This window comes from Candidatus Pedobacter colombiensis (genome assembly GCA_029202485.1).
Lineage (GTDB): Bacteria > Bacteroidota > Bacteroidia > Sphingobacteriales > Sphingobacteriaceae > Pedobacter > Pedobacter colombiensis.
Genome location: CP119313.1, coordinates 1,379,133 through 1,399,603 on the forward strand (window position 1 = coordinate 1,379,133; position 20,471 = coordinate 1,399,603).

Genomic DNA, 20,471 nt, shown 5'->3' on the forward strand with positions numbered 1-20,471 from the left:
TCCTAATCTCATGTCTAATATAAATAAAGAATCCAATAATTTAATTAATGCATCGTCGCCATATTTATTGCAACATGCTTATAATCCTGTAAACTGGTACGAATGGGGGGAGGAAGCTTTGCAAAAAGCCAAAGATGAGAACAAACTGATATTGGTGAGTATTGGTTATTCGGCATGTCATTGGTGTCATGTTATGGAGCGCGAAAGTTTTGAAAATCATGAAGTTGCTGAGGTGATGAACCGAAGTTTTGTCTGCATAAAGGTGGATAGAGAAGAACGCCCGGATATTGATCAGATTTATATGCTGGCTATTCAACTGATGACCGGTAGTGGTGGTTGGCCATTAAACTGTATTTGTCTGCCTGATCAGCGACCTATATATGGCGGGACTTATTTTAAAAAGGGGGATTGGATTAGTGTGTTGTCGAGTGTTGCAGACATGTGGGCAAATGAAGCTGATAAGGCCAAACAGTATGCTGATAGGTTAACCGATGGTATTAAAAATGCAGAGAAGATTATTCCAAATATTAAGGTTGATGACTATACCACAACGCATCTAACGGAAATTATAGAGCCCTGGAAAAGATACTTTGACATGTCAGAGGGTGGATATAATCGTGCTCCGAAGTTCCCATTACCTAATAATTGGCAGTTTATGTTACGCTATAGTCACCTTATGGAAGATGATGGGACCCATGTTTCGGCTTTGCTTACGCTTGAGAAAATGGCAATGGGTGGTATTTATGATCATGTGGGAGGTGGCTTTGCACGCTATTCAGTTGATGGAGAATGGCATGTGCCTCATTTCGAGAAGATGTTGTATGATAACGGTCAACTGATCAGTTTATATGCAGAAGCTTATCAATATTCGAAATCAATGTTGTTTAAAGAGGTGGCTGAAGAAACTATTGCATGGCTGGAACGAGAAATGACTTTTAAAGAAGGTCTGTTCTATTCTGCACTAGATGCCGATAGCGAGGGGATAGAGGGTAAGTTTTATGTATGGGATAAAGCTGAATTTGATGCTTTACTAGGTGATGATGGCGATTTACTTGCTGATTATTTTAATGTAACAGCGGAAGGGAACTGGGAAGAAGAGCAGACAAATATTTTGCTGAGGAAATTTAATGAAGAGGATTACGCCGAGGTGAAAGGCATTCCTATCATTAGTTTACTGGAGAAAATAAAAGCGGCTAAGCTAAAGTTGCTTCAGGAGCGTGGTAAAAGAGTAAGACCTGGATTGGATGATAAGTGTTTAACAGCCTGGAATGCGATGGCCATTAAAGGTTTGGCAGAGAGTGCCGGGATATTTGGTAATCCACACTATTATGGGCTAGCCAAAAGGGCTGCATCGTTTATTCTTTCGAATTTAAATACAGCTGATGGAGGTTTGTACCGCAATTATAAAAATGGTAAGGCAACTATTCCGGGTTTCCTGGATGATTATGCTTTCTTTATAGAGGCCTTAATCACCTTGTACCAATATGATTTTGATGCGAGCTGGTTACAGGAGGCTAAACGCCTGACCGAATATGTATTGGCGAATTTTGAAGATGCTGATAGTTCAATGTTATTTTATACGCCTGGAACAGGGGAGGCTTTAATAGCCCGTAAGCACGAGATTATGGATAATGTAATCCCGGCATCCAATTCGGTAATGGCTCAAAATCTGCACAAGCTTGGGCTATTTTTTGATCATGATCTATATATATTAAAGGCAGAAGGTATGCTTGCTGCGGTACTCCCTCAAATTAAAACATACGGCTCTGCTTATTCCAACTGGGCTATACAGGTTTTGGAAGAAGTATTTGGTATCAACGAAATTGCGTTGACGGGTAAGCATATCGAAAAAGTAAAAACAGAGATCAATAAACATTATATTCCTAATAAAATTACATTAGGGGGAACAAATTCTGAGCTTCCTTTATTAAAAGATAAGGAAAGCCACGAAACAAAAATCTATATTTGCCGAAATAAAGTGTGCCAGTTGCCCGTTACTACGGTTGAGGAAGCATTAAAATTGATAACTAAATAACATTCTAATGAGTATTAAACCCAATACAGTGGTTTCATTAACGTATGAATTGCATACGACTAATGAAGAAGGACAACAAGTTTTTGTAGAGAAAACGGATAAGGAAAATCCACTAGTTTTCTTGTATGGTACAGGAATGATGCTACCAAAATTTGAAGAGCATTTGGCTGGCTTAAATGTTGGTGATTCATATAGTTTCGAACTTTCTGCTGCAGATGGTTACGGAGAGATTGATCCAGGAGCATTTGCTGATCTTCCAAAAGAAATGTTTAAGGATGTTGAATTGCCAGCTGTTGGTGATGTAATTCCTTTGCAAGATAACCAGGGAAATCATTTCAGAGCTGGTGTTACTGCTATCCATGAGGATGTGATTAATGTTGATTTAAATCACCCTATGGCTGGTAAAGACTTGATTTTTGCAGGTGAGATATTAGCTGTACGCGAAGCTACTCAAGAAGAACTAGCTCACGGTCATGCACATGGCGCTGATGGCCATTCTGGTCACTAAATAGCATTACATTTTTCGCAAATGCCGTAAGCAGTAGAGCTTACGGTTTTTGCGGTAAATCCTTTAGGCATCTTAATTCTAGGTACCTCTACTTCTAAACAGTAAATCTTATTGCAATTTGTACAATTGAAATGTACATGCTCGTCATGGTGATGATCCTCTGAGCATGAAGAAGTACAAATGGCATAATTGGCTGTCCCATTCATATCCATAACTCTATGGAGGATTCCCTTTTCCTGATATGTATTTAGTATCCGGTACAATGTTACCCGATCAATCTCCTTGCCTAGTTTTTTCTCCAGATCAGGTTGCGAAATAGCCACTGTATCTAAAGCAATTTCTTCTAAAACACGTACCCTTTGTTTGGTATGTTTTAAATCGTGTTCTTTTAATAGATTTACCGGATTGATATTCATGGTTATATTATTTTAGCGCCAATCAATGCAATAGGCGGATTATCCATCGCATTACCTGGATTTAATTTTAACATCCCTTTTATAGTTACTGTTTTGTAAGTAAACTTGATCGGTTCAGTCATTTCTACCAGCACCATAATTGGAACCCCATTTTTTCCGCAATAAAAACATTGATTTATAGGGAGAGTAGATAACATAAATTTAGTTTGCTTCATCCCATCTTTAATTGGTACTATGTAGCCTTCCAATTCGAATGGCTTATTGGCGTATTTTTTTATTTCAGGCGAAAAAATAGCCTGCATTTCGGTGTCTTTAACAATCTTAAAGTCTACGCCACCGACAATATCCCAGTTATCAGAGTTAATCTGGTCGTTTGGATTGTGTTGTGCTTTAACTGCAAAACCTGTAAAAAGCAAAACCACCAATATCATTCTCTTTATCATCATTGTATCTATTTATAATAAAATTCTAGTTTTTAGCTAATATCTTGGAAATGTTAGATCTGTAAGCCTGTATTGCAGGAATTATAGCAGCAAATATACCAATAGCAAGCCCGGCAACAAATAGATATATTTCATTGTAAAGTAAAACAAAGCCACTTAGCTGGGCCTGACTGCTCTCTTGATTGCTGCCAATAAACTCCAATACCAAATGGCCCAGGATTATCCCAATTATGGTGCCTGCTAAAGTAAGCATAATACCCTCGGCAATAATGATAAGGAATAACTTAGTTTTCGAGGCGCCTAACGTACGCATGATGGCCAGATCATAATTCCGCTCTTTTAAGGAATTGTATAGGTTTACGAATACGCTTATGGCTGCAATGAACATAATGAGTATTGCGAACCATTGAAGGGTATCTACACCCACACCAATTAATGAAAATAGGCGCGTACTTTCCTGAGCAGGGGAAGCCGCCTGCATATTTGTGGTTTCGTTCACAAGTCTTGGGAACATAGCGACAGACATGGGGGACCGATATTGAATCAACAGGGAGGTTAACTCCCTAGATTCTTCAGCATGATCTTGAGCCTCATGATCATGTCCCTCGTGCGCTTTGTGATCATGGTCTTCATGCTCATCATGCATTTTCCAAACGCTGGCCACATTGGTAAGGATCAGGTTATCGGTTACATTTCCTTGGGGATTTAGAATGCCGGAAACCACATATTGGTGACTCTTATGTACATCACTGCTACCTGTTAAACCATGAGCGCCATAAAAAGTATCTCCAATTTTAAGATTTTGACTTTTGGCTACAGTAGCACCAATGGTTGCTTCAAAATCTTTTTGCCAGAATTTTCCTTGGGCAGTTCTTAATTTATAAAGACTTACAAAATTGCTATCAGTACCAACGATACGTGTGCCATTGTAATTATCGCCTAAAGCTAGTGGGACAGCTCGTTTTACAAAAGGACTATGAGCCAAATCCATCGCTTCTTTTAAAGGAATGTTTCCGGTTGGAAAATCTATGTAATAGATACTACTTAAAATCAATTGCAGTGGACTACCTTTGGCACCTACTACTAAATCTATATCTTTCGAGTTGTTGTCCAGCTTTTCGCTTATTTGCGTAGATGCCAACAGCAGAATGGTTAAAATCCCTGTTCCAAAAGCAATCAGCATAATGTTTAATGCTGAAGAGAGGGGCTTAGACCATAAGCTTTTCCAGCTGATTTTTAATGGACTCATGATAATTGGTAAGTATGGGTAAACGCATCTTTAACTCTTTTGTCGTGGGTAGCAACCACCAATGTTGCCTGGTTAATACCGGACTGCTGAAGTAGAAGTTCTAGTACAGCTGCTGCATTTTTATCGTCCAGGCTTGATGTAGGCTCATCTGCGATAAGTAATGCCGGTTTATTAATCACAGCTCTTGCAATAGAAACGCGTTGAAGTTGACCCTGACTAAGTTCATTTGGATAAGCTTTTTTCTTGCCAGCTATGTCTAAGGAAGTCAAGACTTCATTTATGCGATTTAAATCAGTTGGCAATCCGGCGAAACTCTGAGCAAGTACAAGATTGTCTGTTATACTTAAACTTTTGATCAGATGTGGGCGCTGAAAGATGATGCCTATATTTTGACCTCTAAACTGATCCAGGGCTTTAGATGTTAAACTATAAATGGAAGTTTCATTGATCAGTACTTCTCCCTCTTTTGGTTTAAGTATACCGGTCAATATGTGCAATAAGGTAGTTTTTCCGCTGCCAGACTCGCCCAGAAGCAGCCACTGATCTCCATTGTTTATTTGCCAGTCTTTGAAAGCAATACGATGCCCGCCAGGGTAATGGTGCGAAACGGATTTTAATGAAATCATAAAGGTTTCTTGTTCATATTGTGTGTGCCATACAAAAATAGTATATGCAATTTAATTGCATGTACTATTCATGTAAAGTATTTGCTACTACGAGGTAGAACTATTTTTAAGGTATTAACTAAGAAGTGTTGATAAAGATTTTAATTAACTATTTGATATATAAAGGTTTATTTTTAATTTTAATATGAACCTACCAGTCTATCCATATGAAAAGAGATCAAATCTCTAGTATGCTTAATCGCATTACTGGCAATCTGCTTGCTTCATCTCCAGCAGAAAACGTAAAAATCCTGGGACTTAAACAATCGTTGGCTAATGTATTGATTACTCAGGAAACTAGTCCAGATTTAACTAAGCAATTCACCTTCACTCAATCAGATCTGTTTCAATCTCCAATAACTGATCAGGGAGCTTTGCAGGATTTGGATGCGATCATTTCTAAAGCTGAAAGAATGCAGCCGATGGCAGATATGCAGGTTATTGTGCGGGATAGTCCAATAAGGACCACGCAGATTGCAGGGAGCATTTCGACTGCAATTGCAGGTGCCAGGGTAAGTGAAACCATTGGGCCGCTAAAGGATTTGAGTGGTAGGGATATTTTTGTGGATTATATTAAAATTCAAAAGCTTATTCCGCTTTATATTCAAGGAAGTGCTGAGCCAGCGATTTTATTTAAGACATCGTTGAGTAGGATGACCATAATTAATCCTACACCTACAATCAGCAAAATTTATAAGGTTGATCCGAATACAGTTTGGATTAATGTTCGTCTTTTTACGTCAACAGCCCCAGCAGATAGTTATTTTGGTTTGCGTGTTACTGAGGGTACAATCAACTTAAGTGTTTTGCCTACCTTAAATGCTGCGGGACAACTGACTATAAGCAGCATTACGGAAGTAACAGTAGCTTTATTATTAGAACAAAAGAATGTCGTTACACCAGCAGTCGATACACCTTATGGGGTTGATGCCCGAAATGCGGAGTTTAATATGCCCAAAGCTTTTAACTTCAGTTTTAAAGGAGTTGCTAAAACCATTCAATCTGTTGCTCCTTTTGGCTGTAAGGTGTATGGTCGGAATTACAATTTCAGCTATGCCGGTAATCAGAATGTGGTTTTCAATCCTTTATTGAATCGCATTGCAATACCGGTTAATTGCATGGAAACAGCTTTTCATGTACTAAGCAAGGCATCTCCTTTTATCAATCTGGAGGGGACAACAAACATTAAAAATTCATGGTGGACAATTCCAACGGCTATTATTGATATTACAAAACCTCTGGAAGCTGATAGCAATGGGGGAATTGTTTTGGAATGTGCAACCGGTCTCCAAAGTAATTTGGTAAATACAGAAGAGGTCATCAGTTTAAATAATCCGTTTATTATACTTGAGCCTGGAAGGGTTGCTATTACTGATTTGATAAGCAGTGGTGTGGGATTGCAGCGTGTGATGGAAACCTGGAAAGATGAGTTCAATACATTTGGGACAACCGTTGAGATTAATTATTTAAAAGACAGCTTATTTATTTATAATACCGTTTCTGAAGGTACTGAAACCTTGAATTTACTTGCTGATGTGAATTTTAAGGCAGACAGACCTATAAAAGCTAACGGCGAAGCCATAGCTATACAGTCTAAGAAGAGCGTTTTAATGTTCGGTGCTACCAAGTCTAAAAAGAGTATTCTGATTTACGATGATAATATTTTATGGGATAATGCTTTGCCAACTGATAAAATTCCGGTAGTTAAACCGTTTGCACTAGCCATGAACAATGCACTTTTTACCGTTACACCACCAAATGGTGCTGTGCTTTATGGCGAGTATAATGAAGCCATTACGAAGATTTTTACTGCAGATCTTTTTTTGAGTTTTGGAATGTTCTCTTACCTGCCTACGTTGCCTGATCCTTATGCAGCCAATTTGGGTGCATTAAAAGTTCAGTTCCCTGAAAAAGTTGTGACTCGCCGTATTGTTTCAAAAACTAGTATGGTTTGGATGTGGTTGGTATGTCGGATTCAGTGGTATAAAAAAACAGAGGAAACCGACATTGTAAACGTCTCCTTTCAGTTTGCTCCCTTAACTCAAAGTGTTAATGTGATTAAGGAGCAAAAAAGCACAGGAAAGGTTAAGGGAAACGTACACCCAATAGCAGGTTCAGTAGCTGAACTTTCAAAACTATTTGTGCGGGATGCCAATACTACAATAACAAATACGGATTCACTCACTTATTCTAGCATCAGAGGCGCGGTAGTGCCTCAAAATGCTGAAATGAGAGATCCGCTAAATTTTGAGTCATTTACTTTACTTGATGTGAGTAGTAATGCGAATCAAATGGGGGTTGCCTATGCTGGAAACAAGCGGGAAAACCTTAGTTTTTTAAGAAAAATGGGTGTTGTCTTTGGTGCAGATCAGGAAAGTGGTCAGGTATTTCCATTGCAAATGAGTGGTTTGGATGTAGTTACACAAGGATATAATGTCCGCGCCTTTACTGTACCACAAATATCCTGGGAGCCATTGCTTAATTTAACAAAGCCAGGGGCAAACCCCAAATGGGCTGATGCATCAAATGATCCACCCTTAGGATGGAACTATTATCCGAATGATGGATTAGCTACTCGAATTGGCAATGTGAGTCCAAAGCCGGTAGCACTTTCGCCGATCCCTATGGCAAAATATCTGGAACAGATGTACAGAGATAACGAGGATGGAAAAACCTATGCAGTATTTAATCTTCCATTCGGAATGTTCGCTGCTGCCGTTCTGGATAAAAATGCTAACCAGAAGCAGAAACCTAATATCCAGAATGTAAGTCCATTGTTTGACAATTATATACATGGCGGTATTCAGCTGGAATTAACTGCAGGCTCATCATTTAAAGATGAAGATAATTTGTTTCAGGGCTATACCGTTCAGGTGGTCAACGTGTTGGATATGTATGGGAAAAGCATCAATGCGAGTACCCTTGGTGCTAGTGTAGAGAAGATTTTTAAGGATGAGTTTACTAACGCACCTGATCATCCTGACATTACCCGTCCCGGTGTGCCGCTTAAAAAGATTGCCTTAAGTGGTTATGGAGCAAGTGCATTTAGTGATTGGCACAATAAAAACGCAGCTTTTGCAGAAACTAGCCAGGCTACATTTAATGTGGCAACAGGGCGCACGGCTCATGAGGTGGTACAGGTAAAAAGTGTAATTTATCCCTGGGGGATTTTTGTAGTTCGCACTGTTACCATTTTTAGAATGAGCAATGGTTATGTTGGTCGTATTGATAGTGGCTGGCAAGCGGAAAGTGATGGGAAGTTCTATTTCGGCGTGAATAAAAGTGATAATCCATACGAAATCCACGCAGGTGTTGTGAACGGTTTATACAACATTCGCAATATCAGGGAAAATGAGCTGGGGTATGAGGATACGATGGATATTAAGAAAGACGATTTTATATTCGATGCGGAAACAAATAAATCTGTAAAATACAAAGGTCCAACGTATACAGAAAAAGTACGATTGAGGGGCCTTACTTTTGATGCAGATATAGCAATTGAAAATGTGGTTGAAGGTGCTGGTTCAAATCATCTTGTACCATCCAAAGGGGTGCTGGGGTTTGTACAAATCTCTCCGAGAGGAACGCCTGTGAGCAAAGAGATATTTGCCTCATTATTGAAATACCAGAATGGCACTATTGGGGCAGCTGTAAATTGTACGATTAAGGTAGCTGGTACAGATCAGTATATGAAGGTCAGTCGGGTGGACGTTAACAATTCGGTAGGCATAGCCAATCAGCCTATTTTTGTAGGTGCTGTGCGAGGCGCTGTTGTTTTACCAAAAGATGGAAGCTGGAGTATGGTTAATCATAACCGGAGTGATGGAACTGTAACATCTTTACCACAGGGGATGTCTGTTCCCTTAATTCGTGTTGGGAAATGGGATAGGGGAAAGCTAGTTCATTCAGCTGATGCAAATAATTTACAACGTATTGCACATCCTACAGAATTACTTCGTGCACCAACAGTGGATACTATCAATTATGGTTTTTTACAAAATCTAAGTGCCCAGAAGGTGCTTTATCTAACTCCTGCTTTTAAAAGTGGTATAAATTCGCTACTGAGCAAAACACCTCCTTTGTTGGCCGATTCTTATCGACTTTTAAATACTAAGGGGATTTTTCCGAACATCGGCAATGCTGATGATGATTTAGGAACAGCAATTCAACTCTTAAAAGGCAAGGCTGATGGAGGTCAGGTATTGGAAGCATTCTCCAAAGTAAAAGATGGTGCCGCAAATGTGCTGGACGGCAGTAAAGAGGTATTTGAGATTTTATCCATTACCGCAAAAAGTGAGGCTGGAAAGTTGGTAGATCAAGGGTTTAAATTACTAAAGCAAAAGGCTGATCAGGCATTAAATGATGTATTTAAATTTGATCTCCCCGCACTTGAGTATCCTTTGATTGATACCGAGGGATTAAAGATTTATATTCAATACGCTGTAAAAGGAAGTACAGGTAGTTTTCCTGGTAAAATGGATTACAATGTTGATTCTTTTGCTACAGCAATGGCTGATCAGTGGAAAGGCCGTATGAACAATATGGCGATGGTGATCGACCTTGGTCCGCTTAAGGGGCTGATGACCATTAAGGGCAATTTTAACAGCCAAAAAGGTGCAGAATCCAATTATGGATCTAATGAAACCAGCGATGCAGATTCGTTACCTACTCCGGAAATTGAATTTAGTAAGGATCTAGAACCAGTGATTCAGGTTCTGGATATTTTGGCTAAACTAAGTGCGGGAGATTATGCAAGTGCATTTAAGAAAGGGTTAAAAGTAGCCATGAGTAATAGTGCGAATATTTGGGAGTATAAGTTTGAAGCAGGTAAAGATATACCGCTGGTTAAATTCCCTCTAGGTGCTTTGTATGATGCGCCGCAAGTGCCTTTAAAGTTAGAAGCAAGTCTGAGTTTAGGGGTGTATTTCAATGCAGCTTTGAAAGTAACTACCGATCCAAAGCAATTACTACCTACAGTCGGTGCTTTTTTTAAGTTTCATGGCGGATTGCAGGTCATGTGCTTCAGTGTTGGGGCCGGATCTGTTTATGCAGTTGGAAATGTTGATCTAAAGCTTTCGGCTGATACAAGTCCGCTGATTGCCTTGGATATGAAGTTTGGTTTCGGTATACAGCTTGGTGTAGGTTTGCCGGTTATTGGTAATGTAAGCGTTTTATTTATGGCTGGGGTAGAAATCTATGTGGACTCGAGCCAAACGGTGATTGTTACTGCATTTTTACTCTTCCGCGGACATGCCGAGATTTTGGGAGGTTTAGTAGGCGTAACCATTACGATTGAAGCTAAAGGCGCTATTGAAAAAAAGCAAGATCCTGGGCCAACAAATTGTAAGGCCAGTGTCTCATTTGGATTGGATATCAGTGTATTCCTTGTGATTGATATTAGTTTCCATGAAAGCTGGGAAGAAACCAGGCAGATCGCTTAACTCAAAACTTAGCTTATCATTTATCTAGAAAATTAAACAATATGGCAAATTCTAAAGATACCCGCTTTACACTGATGGCATTTCCTCAAGGGATTGATGCAGCTGGAAATCTTACCATTCATATTCTTTTTATACCCAGGAATTTTAGTCCCCTGGAACTGGTAAATACGATATTCGGAGCTGGAAATGTGGCTAGGCCATTTGCAGATACACAACCTTCTTTTGATGTTGTGGTTGTCAATAATGCAGATGAATTTCCAGGAAAGATTGCAGCAAATGAGCGTACTGAAACCCTTGGATTAAATTATTCTGATCAGGTAAAGAGGATTTATGAAACCATTAAGCTGGCAAAAAATGAAGATGGCAAGCCTAAATATTTTGATATCGATGAACAGTTAAGCTCAGATAACCCGGCGCAGTCTGCTGAGCAGCGAGCACCTGCTGCAGAAGATGTCTCAAAATCGGTTAAGAAATATCTCCCGGAAACCTATCGCAAGGCATTCAATTTTACAAGTCCCCGGGTTAAGAATGCTGTAACAGACGATAGTTATCATTGCGCGATGCGTGATAACAATCCTCCTGTTCCTGCTCCAAAGTACGATAAGATCAGTTGGGGTAAGGTATATGCCCATCTGTTAAGGCAGCCCTTGATGGCTGAAAAAGCAGGCTTGTTATATAAAACAGTAGTTACTCTGCAGGCCGATGATTACAAAAAGGGTGGTTGGTTATATGTAAATGTCACAAATGGAACAACTTATGGCGTCGAGCAGAGTAAGTCGCTTGCCGGCGCAGGAGATGTATTTGTTAAGCGTTATGCTGCCCGGATTCCGGCTTTGAAAAAGGAGGTGAATGGTGACTTTACTCCAAGAAGCCTATTTTCTGCGATTCTGTTTCCAGTGGTTAAGCAGGGTGAAAGTCCAGTCGGAATATATGATGAGCTATATATCGAAAATGCGAACTATACAGATGGCTTTGCTAAGGTTGTTCACGTTAACCAACCAGTAAGTGGGAATCTCCTTGCTGAAGAGCAGGATGGCTTTCACCCACAAAAAGAAATGGGTATTCGCATGGGTTGGGATGATGAACAGATTCTGATTTGGTACCTCCGTCAGTTGGCAAAAGACGCCAATGTTAATGGGGGCGTTGATCGTCTGGATGCACCATTAGGTGTTGCTGGTTACCATATTGATGTTAAAGATACAGATGTTCCAGGTTCTCCCTGGGAAAGCCTTACCGCTGTGCAAAGTAATGGTGATATGCTCCTTGAAGATATAAATATCGGGAGGTATAAAGGAGAATTGCCTTTTCAGGTTTACCCGGTAAAACTCTATGGAGTGGCTACAAGTAATTACTGGTTGCCCATGTATTTTGCCAATTGGAATGATCATTCTCTTGTGATTCCAGATAAAACGGCTTCAGAGATTCACCTGATTGCCGAAGGTATGCAGAATGTGAACGGGACTTTAGAAAACCGAAATGTAAAATTGAGTGATACTTATTCGCCGGTAACCGCAAATGTAAAACTGCGTTATGGAAAAGCCTATAACTTTCGTGTGAGACTAACGGATTTGACCGGTGGTGGCCCTGATGAAACTAAACAACCAAATAATTTGAGTAGGAGCAGTGAGGCCACAACTCGTTTTAAACGTTATGTTGCTCCTTATGCTTTAGAGATCGTTAATAAAGATGAAGTGCTGGATTCTACAGATGACCTGAATTTTGAAGGTGATACCTTGATTGTTAAGCGTCCGCTGATTGGTTATCCATCTGTCGTTTACACGGGGAGATACAGTGACCCGGTTTCATTGCTCAAAGCTTCAATTCAATCTCAGTTGGCAGCTGCGCTCCCTGGTCAGACCGCTAATGTTAATATTGGTCTTTCTGATCCGGATGTGACCCGGGTTGCCATTAAAGTAGAAGTTGAAACCCTCCAAATGGATAATCTGGCCAGTGATAATGGTAAGGAACATTACATTACCATTTATAACACTTTCAGGAAATTCGATGACCGTAATTTTGATGGCGAGCTTCAGTTGAAATTTCAGTACAAGGATTATGCGATATTGAATTTCAATGATCTTCCTTTTCACCCTTTTGATAATGCAGGGGATAATGCCACAATTGCTGCTGATCATGGCGATCTTATTTTGCCCACCTGCAGGAATATCAGGCTTACCATTCGGGGAGTAGGTGATAGCGATGATGGTTATTGGGGAAATGTCTCAGCGGATGACGCTTTGGATAGTCGTTACGGTAAAGTTACGATCCTTAAGATGCGACGTGATTCTGTAAGGGAAACGCAATTGTTCAGCGGAATAGATGATCCACAACGGTTGCAAGGGATTTATTTGCAGCCAGATCCTGTGCCAGTTTATAATGGCCGGGTAACTGTTGAACAAATTTTACCCCTTAGTGAAGGCTTGCCAAATATTGTACAAAGGCTAGCCAAGCAGCTGGATGTAAATAGCAATGAAATGACGCTTATTGGGAACAAAGGCGAACGCACATTATTTTGGTGTAGTAACTTGATTAGGCATACCCTGAGTCCGGATAACAGCAGCATTACTTTCGCAGGAAAGAACGAGCTGGCCCATCACTGGTTAGTGGTAACCACATTGAATATTAACCGTGATTGGAGTTGGGATGGTCTGGAAACCTTGAGCTTTACGATTGAGCGTAGAAAAAGTCTGGAAGATAATCCTATTGATCCGGCTGCTCGCGAAGCAAAGATTAAAAGTTTATCCTATCAACCGATTGGGAGTTTGGAAACTCGGCGTATTGCTCCGTTTCAGGCTATTCAAAACGGTGATGATGGCTATATCCATCGTGAATACACCCGTATTATCTTAATCGATATCGTTGATCCATTGCCTGTTGCTGGTAAAAATCCAGACACTATCCTTACACAATACAGGATAACGCCGCTGTTTAAAACGGGTATTATCCCTGATGTCGAATCTTTTGAAACCAAAGACCTGTTGTTGCCTGTTACCGTAAATCCGAGCCAGGTTCCTAAAGTAACAGGTGCCGGCATTGCACTCTCACCTTATGTGCGTAATGAGAAATATTCTGCTACCGAAGCCAGAAGAAGGTTTTTATGGTTGGAATTTGAAAATGGGCCTGATGATCCCAGAGACGCCTTGTTTGCCAGGCCATTGGCTTATGCTCCCGATCAGCTGATTAGTAATAATCATCCTTCTTTATATGCAATTGATGAAGAGCCAAGGCTTCCGGTTGATCCTGAATACACACGTGTGATTATCCCTGACTCAGCTCATGACCATGTGGGTTTGAAAGCCATGCAGAAAATGGAAAAATCTACTGATGGCCATCAATTTTATTTACTTCCACTCCCTGAAGGTTTACATAGTGAAAGTGCTGAACTATTTGGTTTTTATACTTACGAGTTTAGATTTGGACACACAGATCAATTGTGGAGTACCGGACAGGGGCGCTTTGGTCGTCCTTTCCATTTAACGGGGCTGCAGCATCCGGCACCAAATTTATTATGTACAGTAAATCGTGACGAAAAACAAATCAGGGTAAAGGCACCATTCGCTATGGCTGTGCATAATGGGCAAAATGTTACTGCTAATCCTCCGCGAACTTCTATCTGGTGTTTATTATATGCACAAGTGAAACAGGCCGATGGAATGGGATATCGTAATATTCTAATTGGAGAAAAGAATTTAGTTTATAAAGTAGTGGGTATTCTGAATAATCCCATACGTCATGGTCAAGATGCAGCGGGGCTTAAGGAAGCTAAACGTCTTGCTATTCAACAACAATATTTACAGGTAGCGCAACAAAAAGAAGCTGTAAAATATAGTGAGGGGATGTGGTTAAATGCTGAGGTTGAAGAAATTCTTGATTTGTATGGTTTACCTATTGATTCTCCGCTTAGTGTACTTTGTGTAGAAGTATTTGGCTATATACGTAACCTGGCCGATCACGTTACTGATTTGGAAACAGTTAAAGCCAAAATGATTGAAAGCGTTACTGTAAATCTTGATCAAGCTGTGGGCGCTTATTTAAGTAAAACACTTAAGAAGCCTATTGAACCAAATATTGACGATTCACTTCCAATGAGTGATGAGCTTGGTTTATATCGAATTTTGCGAACTTCTCCTTTAACTGAAGTTCCATTTATATGCTGTACAGAATAGTCTTGTTATTCTGTACAACATATGTCTTATGTGAGAACGACTTATTTTGAATACATCTGTGCTCTCAATTCTGCAACATCAGGACTGGTGATGTACTCATCATACGTCATCATTTTATCAATAGCACCTTTAGGTGTCAATTCAATAATACGTGTAGCAACAGATTCTGTTAAAGCATGATCTCGTGAGGTAAACAATGCTGTTCCTTTAAAATCTTTTAATCCGTTGTTTAAAGCTGTGATCGACTCCAGATCCAGGTGATTCGTTGGCTCGTCAAACATTAACAAGTTAGCATGTCTCAACATCATTTGTGAGAACATACAACGCATCTTTTCACCACCTGATAATACTTTTACATTTTTCAATACCTCTTCACCAGAAAAAAGCATTCTACCTAAAAAGCTTCTTACAAACTGCTCATCCTGATCAGTACCAGAATACTCGCGCAACCAATCAACAAGGTTTTCATCTTTACCTTCAAAATAAAGAGAATTGTCATTCGGGATGTCGGCCGTATTAATAGTCACACCAAACTTAAATTCACCTGTATAATTCTTTTCGCGTTCAGTAAGTACATTGTAAAACGCTGTAGTAGCTAAGCTATTTTGCGATAGAATTGCGATTTTATCTCCTTTATTAACCATGAAGCTCACGTTTTTGAACATCACGTCGCCATTTAAGGTGCAAGATAAATTCTCCACCTGTAAAATCTGATCGCCAGCTTCTCTACCTAAATTGTTGAATAGAATAGCAGGGTATTTACGGCTTGAAGCCTTAATCTCAGAAATATCGATCTTATCCAAAGCCTTTTTACGGGAAGTCGCCTGTTTAGATTTAGACGCATTGGCGCTAAAGCGCTGAATAAACTCTTGTAATTCTTTAACTTTCTCTTCCAGTTTTTTGTTTTGGTCACTGCGTTGTTTTAAAGCAAGCTGGCTCGACTCATACCAGAAGGTATAGTTACCAGAGTAAATACTCATTTTGCTGAAGTCGATGTCTACAATATGCGTACAAACCGCATCTAAAAAGTGCCTATCGTGAGATACTACCAGTACGATGCTTTGGTAGTCAGCAAGGAAATTCTCTAACCATGCGATGGTGTCGATGTCCAAATCATTGGTAGGCTCATCCAGTAATAAGATGTCAGGATTACCAAATAGGGCCTGTGCTAATAACACACGTACCTTTTGGTTACCATCTAATTCTTTTAGTTGTTTATAATGATGCTCTTCTTTTATACCAAGGTTGCTTAACATGGTAGCTGCATTGCTTTCCATATTCCAGCCGTCCATTTCAGCAAACCTGTTTTCCAGTTCACCTGCGCGTTCACCATCCTTATCAGAAAAATCTTCTTTCAAATAAATGGCGTCTTTTTCTTTCATGATGTCGTACAATTCCTTGTGTCCCATCATTACGGTTTCGATTACGCTAAATTCATCAAATTCATAGTGGTTTTGTTTTAAAACCGCCATACGTTCTCCAGGTGTAAAAGCTACGCTACCGGTAGTTTGGCTCACTTCACCTGATAAAATTTTAAGGAAAGTAGATTTACCTGCGCCGTTAGCTCCAATTACCCCATAGCAGTTGCCCTGAGTAAATTTTAAGTTTACATCTTCAAATAAAGTTCTCTTTCCGTAACGGAGTGATAAATTAGAAACTGAAATCATATTGCTGAAAAATAAGCCGCAAAGGTAAGTATAATTTATAAAATCGATTTGTTTCCCATTTGATTTAAATCAATTATATTTGATATGACATCATTTAAATTTAAGCTATATGTTAAATAAAAGTATATCAGATAGAACAATCCTTTTTGCAGAGGTCATATCTGCAGCCTATTTTCTAATATTTTTTAGTAATGTATTACAGTATGTCGATACAGTATTTGTGAGAGTAATAGGGGAATTTCTGACGATTCCAATGATTATTCTTCAGTTGGGCATTATTGTGTATATGCTAAACGTGGTTTTGATCAAGAAGCTTAAACCATCTGTTGAATTGACAATAGGATCTATAATTGCTGTTGGCATTGCAATTTTAATAACAATCCTTTTTTTGCGTGGATAAAAAAGAGTTAACTGCAAGGTTGGATACACCAATGAAATCTCAGATGGTCGCTAACTCCACTGCTATTATTGAAAACCATGACCTGGATATTGGTGATTTGTTTGATATCAGTTTTCATAAGAAGAAGGAAATTGCGTTTAGGGCAGCATGGATGTTGGAGTATATTGTTACACATGAGCCTTTGCAATTTTACCCTCATATAGAGGCATTTTTATTGTTGTTGCCTAAACAGAAAAATCCTTCGGCAATGCGGCATTATGCTAAAATTGTGGCTCTGATGACAGAACGGAAGTCTAGCTTGTTATATAAGGAAGCGTTGGGTAGGCTAACTATAGAGCCCTTAATTGAATTGTTGTTTATCTGGTTGGTTGAGCGAGAGACTCTTGTTGCAACTAAAGTACATTGTATGCAAGCCCTTGCCAATCTGGTACCCCGTTATAACTGGATTAAAGATGAGTTACTGGAAACTGTTGATCACCTGATGGGGATAGAAAGTATTGCTTTTTTCGCAAGGGCTAAAATGGTCAAAAAGCAATTGAAAAAAGAAGCGGAAAAATAGTGCTATTGGTCTGTGGAACAAAAGTATTACATGTCTTGTACACTTTGACTGACTAGAAATTCTATTTTTGCAGCAAACACAGGCGCTCGATAGGATGAATTATGGAAGACGAAATAACGATTTTAACTAATATTATAAAACGCAGGAGAAGTATTTTTCCTGTTAGCTATACAGGAGAGGAGATACCTGTAGCCGTAATTAAACAGATTCTGGAAAGTGCAAACTACGCACCAACACATAAACTTACCGAACCGTGGCGCTTCATCGTATTCAGAAATGAGGGCAAGATTAAACTGGGACAAGAATTGGCACGCTTGTATAAAGAAATGACTCCTGCGCATCAGTTTCTCCAGAAAAAATACGATAGTATTATTGAAAAGGCACAACAATCGAGTTGTATCATCACGCTAAATGCACAATTAAATTCAGATAAAGTTCCTGAATGGGAAGAACTTGCCGCTTTGGCCTGTGCAGTACAAAATATGGCACTTACTGCCGAAGCCCTGAAGGTAGGAGCTTATTGGAGTTCGCCGGGGATGATTGCAGATTTGAAAGAATATCTTAACTTAGGTAAAACGGAAAAATGTTTTGGCCTCTTTTATATGGGCTATCATAACGAAGAGCCTAGAGAAGCCAAGCGTACATCAATAGAAGAGAAAGTTAAATGGGTAGAGTCGTAGTTTATGAATAAGGAAAATTTGTACCAGCTTTGTTTAAGTTTTATTGAACAGAGAATCCAAACCGCTGAGACAGCACTGCAACAAGCTCGTGAGGCCAGCAATGACGATACAAAGAGTAGCGCTGGCGATAAATATGAAACCAGTAGAGAAATGATGCAGCAGGATATTGATCGTAATAAACGGCTGTTGATAGATGCAGAAGACAATAGAAAAGTGCTGGAAACCATTGGACACACATCCATAACAGATAGTATTCGAGGTGGAAGTTTGGTGTATACCAATCAAGGTATTTTTTACATTAGCATTAGTGCGGGACAGCTTCAAGCTGAAGGTAAAACTGTATTTGCTATTTCGGCAGCTTCACCAATTGGTAAATTGATGTTGGGTAAGCAAAAGAAAGACAGCTTTACTTTTAACGGTAAAAACTATGTAATCGAAGATATCGCTTAATGCTATTTAAAGCTCTTGTTGATGCTATGATATAGGTTCCTGGCTGTATAGGTTCCAGGATCTATAATGCGTCTTATGGTATAGGTCGGATTGTTCTCATCACGCTTGGTCGACAATATAAAAGCGGCCTTAAATCCGTGGTCTTTTAATTTAGACAATGTTGATGCTTTAAATACACCATATGGGTAGGCAAAGTATTCAACTTTTTTTCCGGTAATGGCTTCTAATGTTTTTGTTGGCTTATCTATCTGTATATCCCAGTCCTCATCAGTAAACTGAGCAAAGTTTTTATGGTCCCAGGTATGGCTGGCAATTACATGTCCATCATCGGAAAGCTCTTTAATTTGCGCTTTGCTCATGTATCTTGGTCGACCAATAGAAACAGTCATGATGAAAAATACACCCTTAAATCCATGCTTTTTTAATTCCTTAGCGCCAACTGTATACTGATCAAGGTCCGTATCGTCAAAAGTGATCATGATTGGCTTTTCCGGCAGGGTGGTACCGTATTTTAGATAATCGTACAGTTGATCAGGTAAAATGGTATGATAGCCACTATCGGCAAGCATTTTCATGTGCTCGGCAAATTTAACAGGTGGCATGATGTCATCATGTGCGCGCTTAGAGTCGCTGGCCTTCCAATCTCTGATCTGATGGTAACAAAGTACCGGTACTTCCTTTTTACTTAAAATTTCGGCCGCAGTTGCTTCTTTTCTATTTGTACTGTCTGGCTTTGGCTCTGCTATTTTTTGATTTGTTGTAATCAGTTCGGCCTTAGCTGTTTTGTGTTTGATCACATTGGTACAAGCTGCTGTGCAAAACACAGCAGCTATAATGCTTATAAAAAAGGTGTATTTCATTATTGGGTTGCTAAAATTAATTAGCGTTAGAAGCTTTTGATAATGCTATTATGTAATGTTTTAGGGCTCCAGTATCCACTAGCTATGATTCTTCTAATGGTAAACAGCGGATCATTTTGATCACGTTTGTCTGCCAGAGCGAAAGCCATTCTGAAACCACGTTTTTTAAGTTCAGGAATACCTTCTGCATTCCACAATCCGAAAGGATAAGCAAATTCTGTCATTTTCTTACCTGTAATTTCTTCAAGTTTCTTTGTTGGTTTATCCAGTTGCTCTTCCCAGTCTTTACCCTGATATTTTTTAAAGTTTTTATGGTCGTAAGTATGACTGCCAATTACATTACCTTCATCAGAAAGCTGTTTGATCTGCTCTTTGGTCATATAATCAACAAACTTGCCTTTTTTGCCAATAGAAACCGTCATGATAAAATACACGGCCTTAAAGCCGTACTTTTTAAGCGTTGGCGCAGCAACTGTAAACTGATCCATATCTGTATCATCAAATGTAAACATGATCGGTTTAGCAGGTAGGGGTGCACCTGTATTTAAATAGGCATATAGCTGATCAGGTAAAATAGAATGATAACCGCTATCGGCCAGCATTTTAACCTGATCTTTAAAGTTTTGAATCTCTACGATATAATCTTTACCTACTTTCCCGTCTGTGGGTTTCCAATTGCGTATCTGATGGTAGCACAATATAGGTACTTGTTTACGGGCCAGAATAGTCTTTGCATCGGCAACTTTTATTTTCGAAACATCTACTGCAGGCCTTTGCTCAGTTTCTGTAGTCGTTGTCGCCTCTTTAGCTGCTGCTACTTTATCAGCCGCACCAATACTGGTTTGTGATTTAGACTGGCAACCGGCGGCAATAATTACTGCGGCGGCGATAAAGGGTAAAAAATGCTTATTCATAGGTTCTTAATTTGATAC

At 39.5% G+C, this 20,471-nt stretch carries 15 protein-coding genes; 8 read left to right on the forward strand and 7 right to left on the reverse strand.

Translation table 11 applies throughout. From position 1 onward, the window contains the following. Nucleotides 1-10: 10 nt before the first annotated feature. Both P0Y49_05675 and P0Y49_05680 read left to right on the forward strand, forming a co-directional pair. Nucleotides 11-2,035, forward strand: coding sequence for a thioredoxin domain-containing protein (locus P0Y49_05675; GenBank protein WEK20625.1), 2,025 nt, complete (start codon nucleotides 11-13; stop codon nucleotides 2,033-2,035). Between the two features lie 7 nt (nucleotides 2,036-2,042). Beyond that, nucleotides 2,043-2,543, forward strand: a complete 501-nt coding sequence (locus P0Y49_05680) for a peptidylprolyl isomerase (GenBank protein ID WEK20626.1) — start codon at nucleotides 2,043-2,045, stop codon at nucleotides 2,541-2,543. Here P0Y49_05680 and P0Y49_05685 read toward each other — a convergent pair. The 4 genes from P0Y49_05685 to P0Y49_05700 are packed head-to-tail and all read right to left on the reverse strand — an operon-like array spanning nucleotide 2,540 to nucleotide 5,277. Beyond that, the gene (locus P0Y49_05685) at nucleotides 2,540-2,959 is read right to left on the reverse strand and encodes a transcriptional repressor (protein WEK20627.1); all 420 of its coding nucleotides are present in this window, start codon (nucleotides 2,957-2,959) and stop codon (nucleotides 2,540-2,542) included. The two genes, P0Y49_05680 and P0Y49_05685, sit on opposite strands and share 4 nt — an antisense overlap. Nucleotides 2,960-2,961: 2 nt before the next feature. Beyond that, the gene (locus tag P0Y49_05690) at nucleotides 2,962-3,405 is read right to left on the reverse strand and encodes a hypothetical protein (GenBank protein ID WEK20628.1); all 444 of its coding nucleotides are present in this window, start codon (nucleotides 3,403-3,405) and stop codon (nucleotides 2,962-2,964) included. A 22-nt stretch (nucleotides 3,406-3,427) separates the two neighbouring features. Continuing rightward, nucleotides 3,428-4,651 carry an ABC transporter permease gene (locus P0Y49_05695; GenBank protein ID WEK20629.1) on the reverse strand — a complete coding sequence of 408 codons (1,224 nt, stop codon included), beginning with the start codon at nucleotides 4,649-4,651 and terminating at the stop codon, nucleotides 3,428-3,430. Continuing rightward, nucleotides 4,648-5,277 (reverse strand): ATP-binding cassette domain-containing protein, encoded by a 630-nt coding sequence (locus tag P0Y49_05700; GenBank protein ID WEK20630.1) that lies wholly within the window; start codon nucleotides 5,275-5,277, stop codon nucleotides 4,648-4,650. The genes P0Y49_05695 and P0Y49_05700 overlap by 4 nt, the downstream gene beginning before the upstream one ends. 206 nt (nucleotides 5,278-5,483) lie before the next feature. On the opposite strand from P0Y49_05700, the gene P0Y49_05705 reads away from it, so the two are divergent. Together P0Y49_05705 and P0Y49_05710 are read left to right on the forward strand one after the other, a co-directional pair. Then, nucleotides 5,484-10,757, forward strand: coding sequence for a hypothetical protein (locus P0Y49_05705; GenBank protein ID WEK20631.1), 5,274 nt, complete (start codon nucleotides 5,484-5,486; stop codon nucleotides 10,755-10,757). A gap of 41 nt (nucleotides 10,758-10,798) precedes the next feature. Continuing rightward, entirely contained in the window at nucleotides 10,799-14,923 is a 4,125-nt protein-coding gene (locus tag P0Y49_05710) for a hypothetical protein (GenBank protein WEK20632.1), read from the forward strand. 41 nt (nucleotides 14,924-14,964) lie between these two features. Here the strand turns inward: P0Y49_05710 and P0Y49_05715 are convergent, their stop codons facing one another. Further along, nucleotides 14,965-16,590: an ATP-binding cassette domain-containing protein gene (locus P0Y49_05715; GenBank protein ID WEK20633.1), complete on the reverse strand. Its 1,626-nt coding sequence runs from the start codon at nucleotides 16,588-16,590 to the stop codon at nucleotides 14,965-14,967. Between the two features lie 109 nt (nucleotides 16,591-16,699). Between P0Y49_05715 and P0Y49_05720 the strand changes: the two genes are divergently transcribed. From P0Y49_05720 to P0Y49_05735, 4 genes are all read left to right on the forward strand, one after another. Then, complete coding sequence (locus P0Y49_05720) at nucleotides 16,700-16,990, forward strand: hypothetical protein (GenBank protein ID WEK20634.1); 291 nt, start codon at nucleotides 16,700-16,702, stop codon at nucleotides 16,988-16,990. Then, complete coding sequence (locus P0Y49_05725) at nucleotides 16,983-17,549, forward strand: hypothetical protein (GenBank protein WEK20635.1); 567 nt, start codon at nucleotides 16,983-16,985, stop codon at nucleotides 17,547-17,549. The genes P0Y49_05720 and P0Y49_05725 overlap by 8 nt, the downstream gene beginning before the upstream one ends. A gap of 101 nt (nucleotides 17,550-17,650) precedes the next feature. Continuing rightward, complete coding sequence (locus P0Y49_05730) at nucleotides 17,651-18,229, forward strand: nitroreductase (GenBank protein WEK20636.1); 579 nt, start codon at nucleotides 17,651-17,653, stop codon at nucleotides 18,227-18,229. Nucleotides 18,230-18,232: 3 nt separating this feature from the next. Further along, a complete protein-coding gene (locus P0Y49_05735) occupies nucleotides 18,233-18,679 on the forward strand; it encodes a 3-oxoacyl-ACP synthase (GenBank protein ID WEK20637.1) in 447 nt (148 codons plus the stop codon). 2 nt (nucleotides 18,680-18,681) lie between these two features. On the opposite strand, the gene P0Y49_05740 is transcribed toward P0Y49_05735, so the two are convergent. Together P0Y49_05740 and P0Y49_05745 are read right to left on the reverse strand one after the other, a co-directional pair. Continuing rightward, the gene (locus tag P0Y49_05740; GenBank protein WEK20638.1) at nucleotides 18,682-19,539 is read right to left on the reverse strand and encodes a polysaccharide deacetylase family protein; all 858 of its coding nucleotides are present in this window, start codon (nucleotides 19,537-19,539) and stop codon (nucleotides 18,682-18,684) included. A 26-nt stretch (nucleotides 19,540-19,565) separates the two neighbouring features. Next, nucleotides 19,566-20,453, reverse strand: a complete 888-nt coding sequence (locus tag P0Y49_05745; GenBank protein WEK20639.1) for a polysaccharide deacetylase family protein — start codon at nucleotides 20,451-20,453, stop codon at nucleotides 19,566-19,568. Between the last annotated feature and the right edge of the window lie 18 nt (nucleotides 20,454-20,471).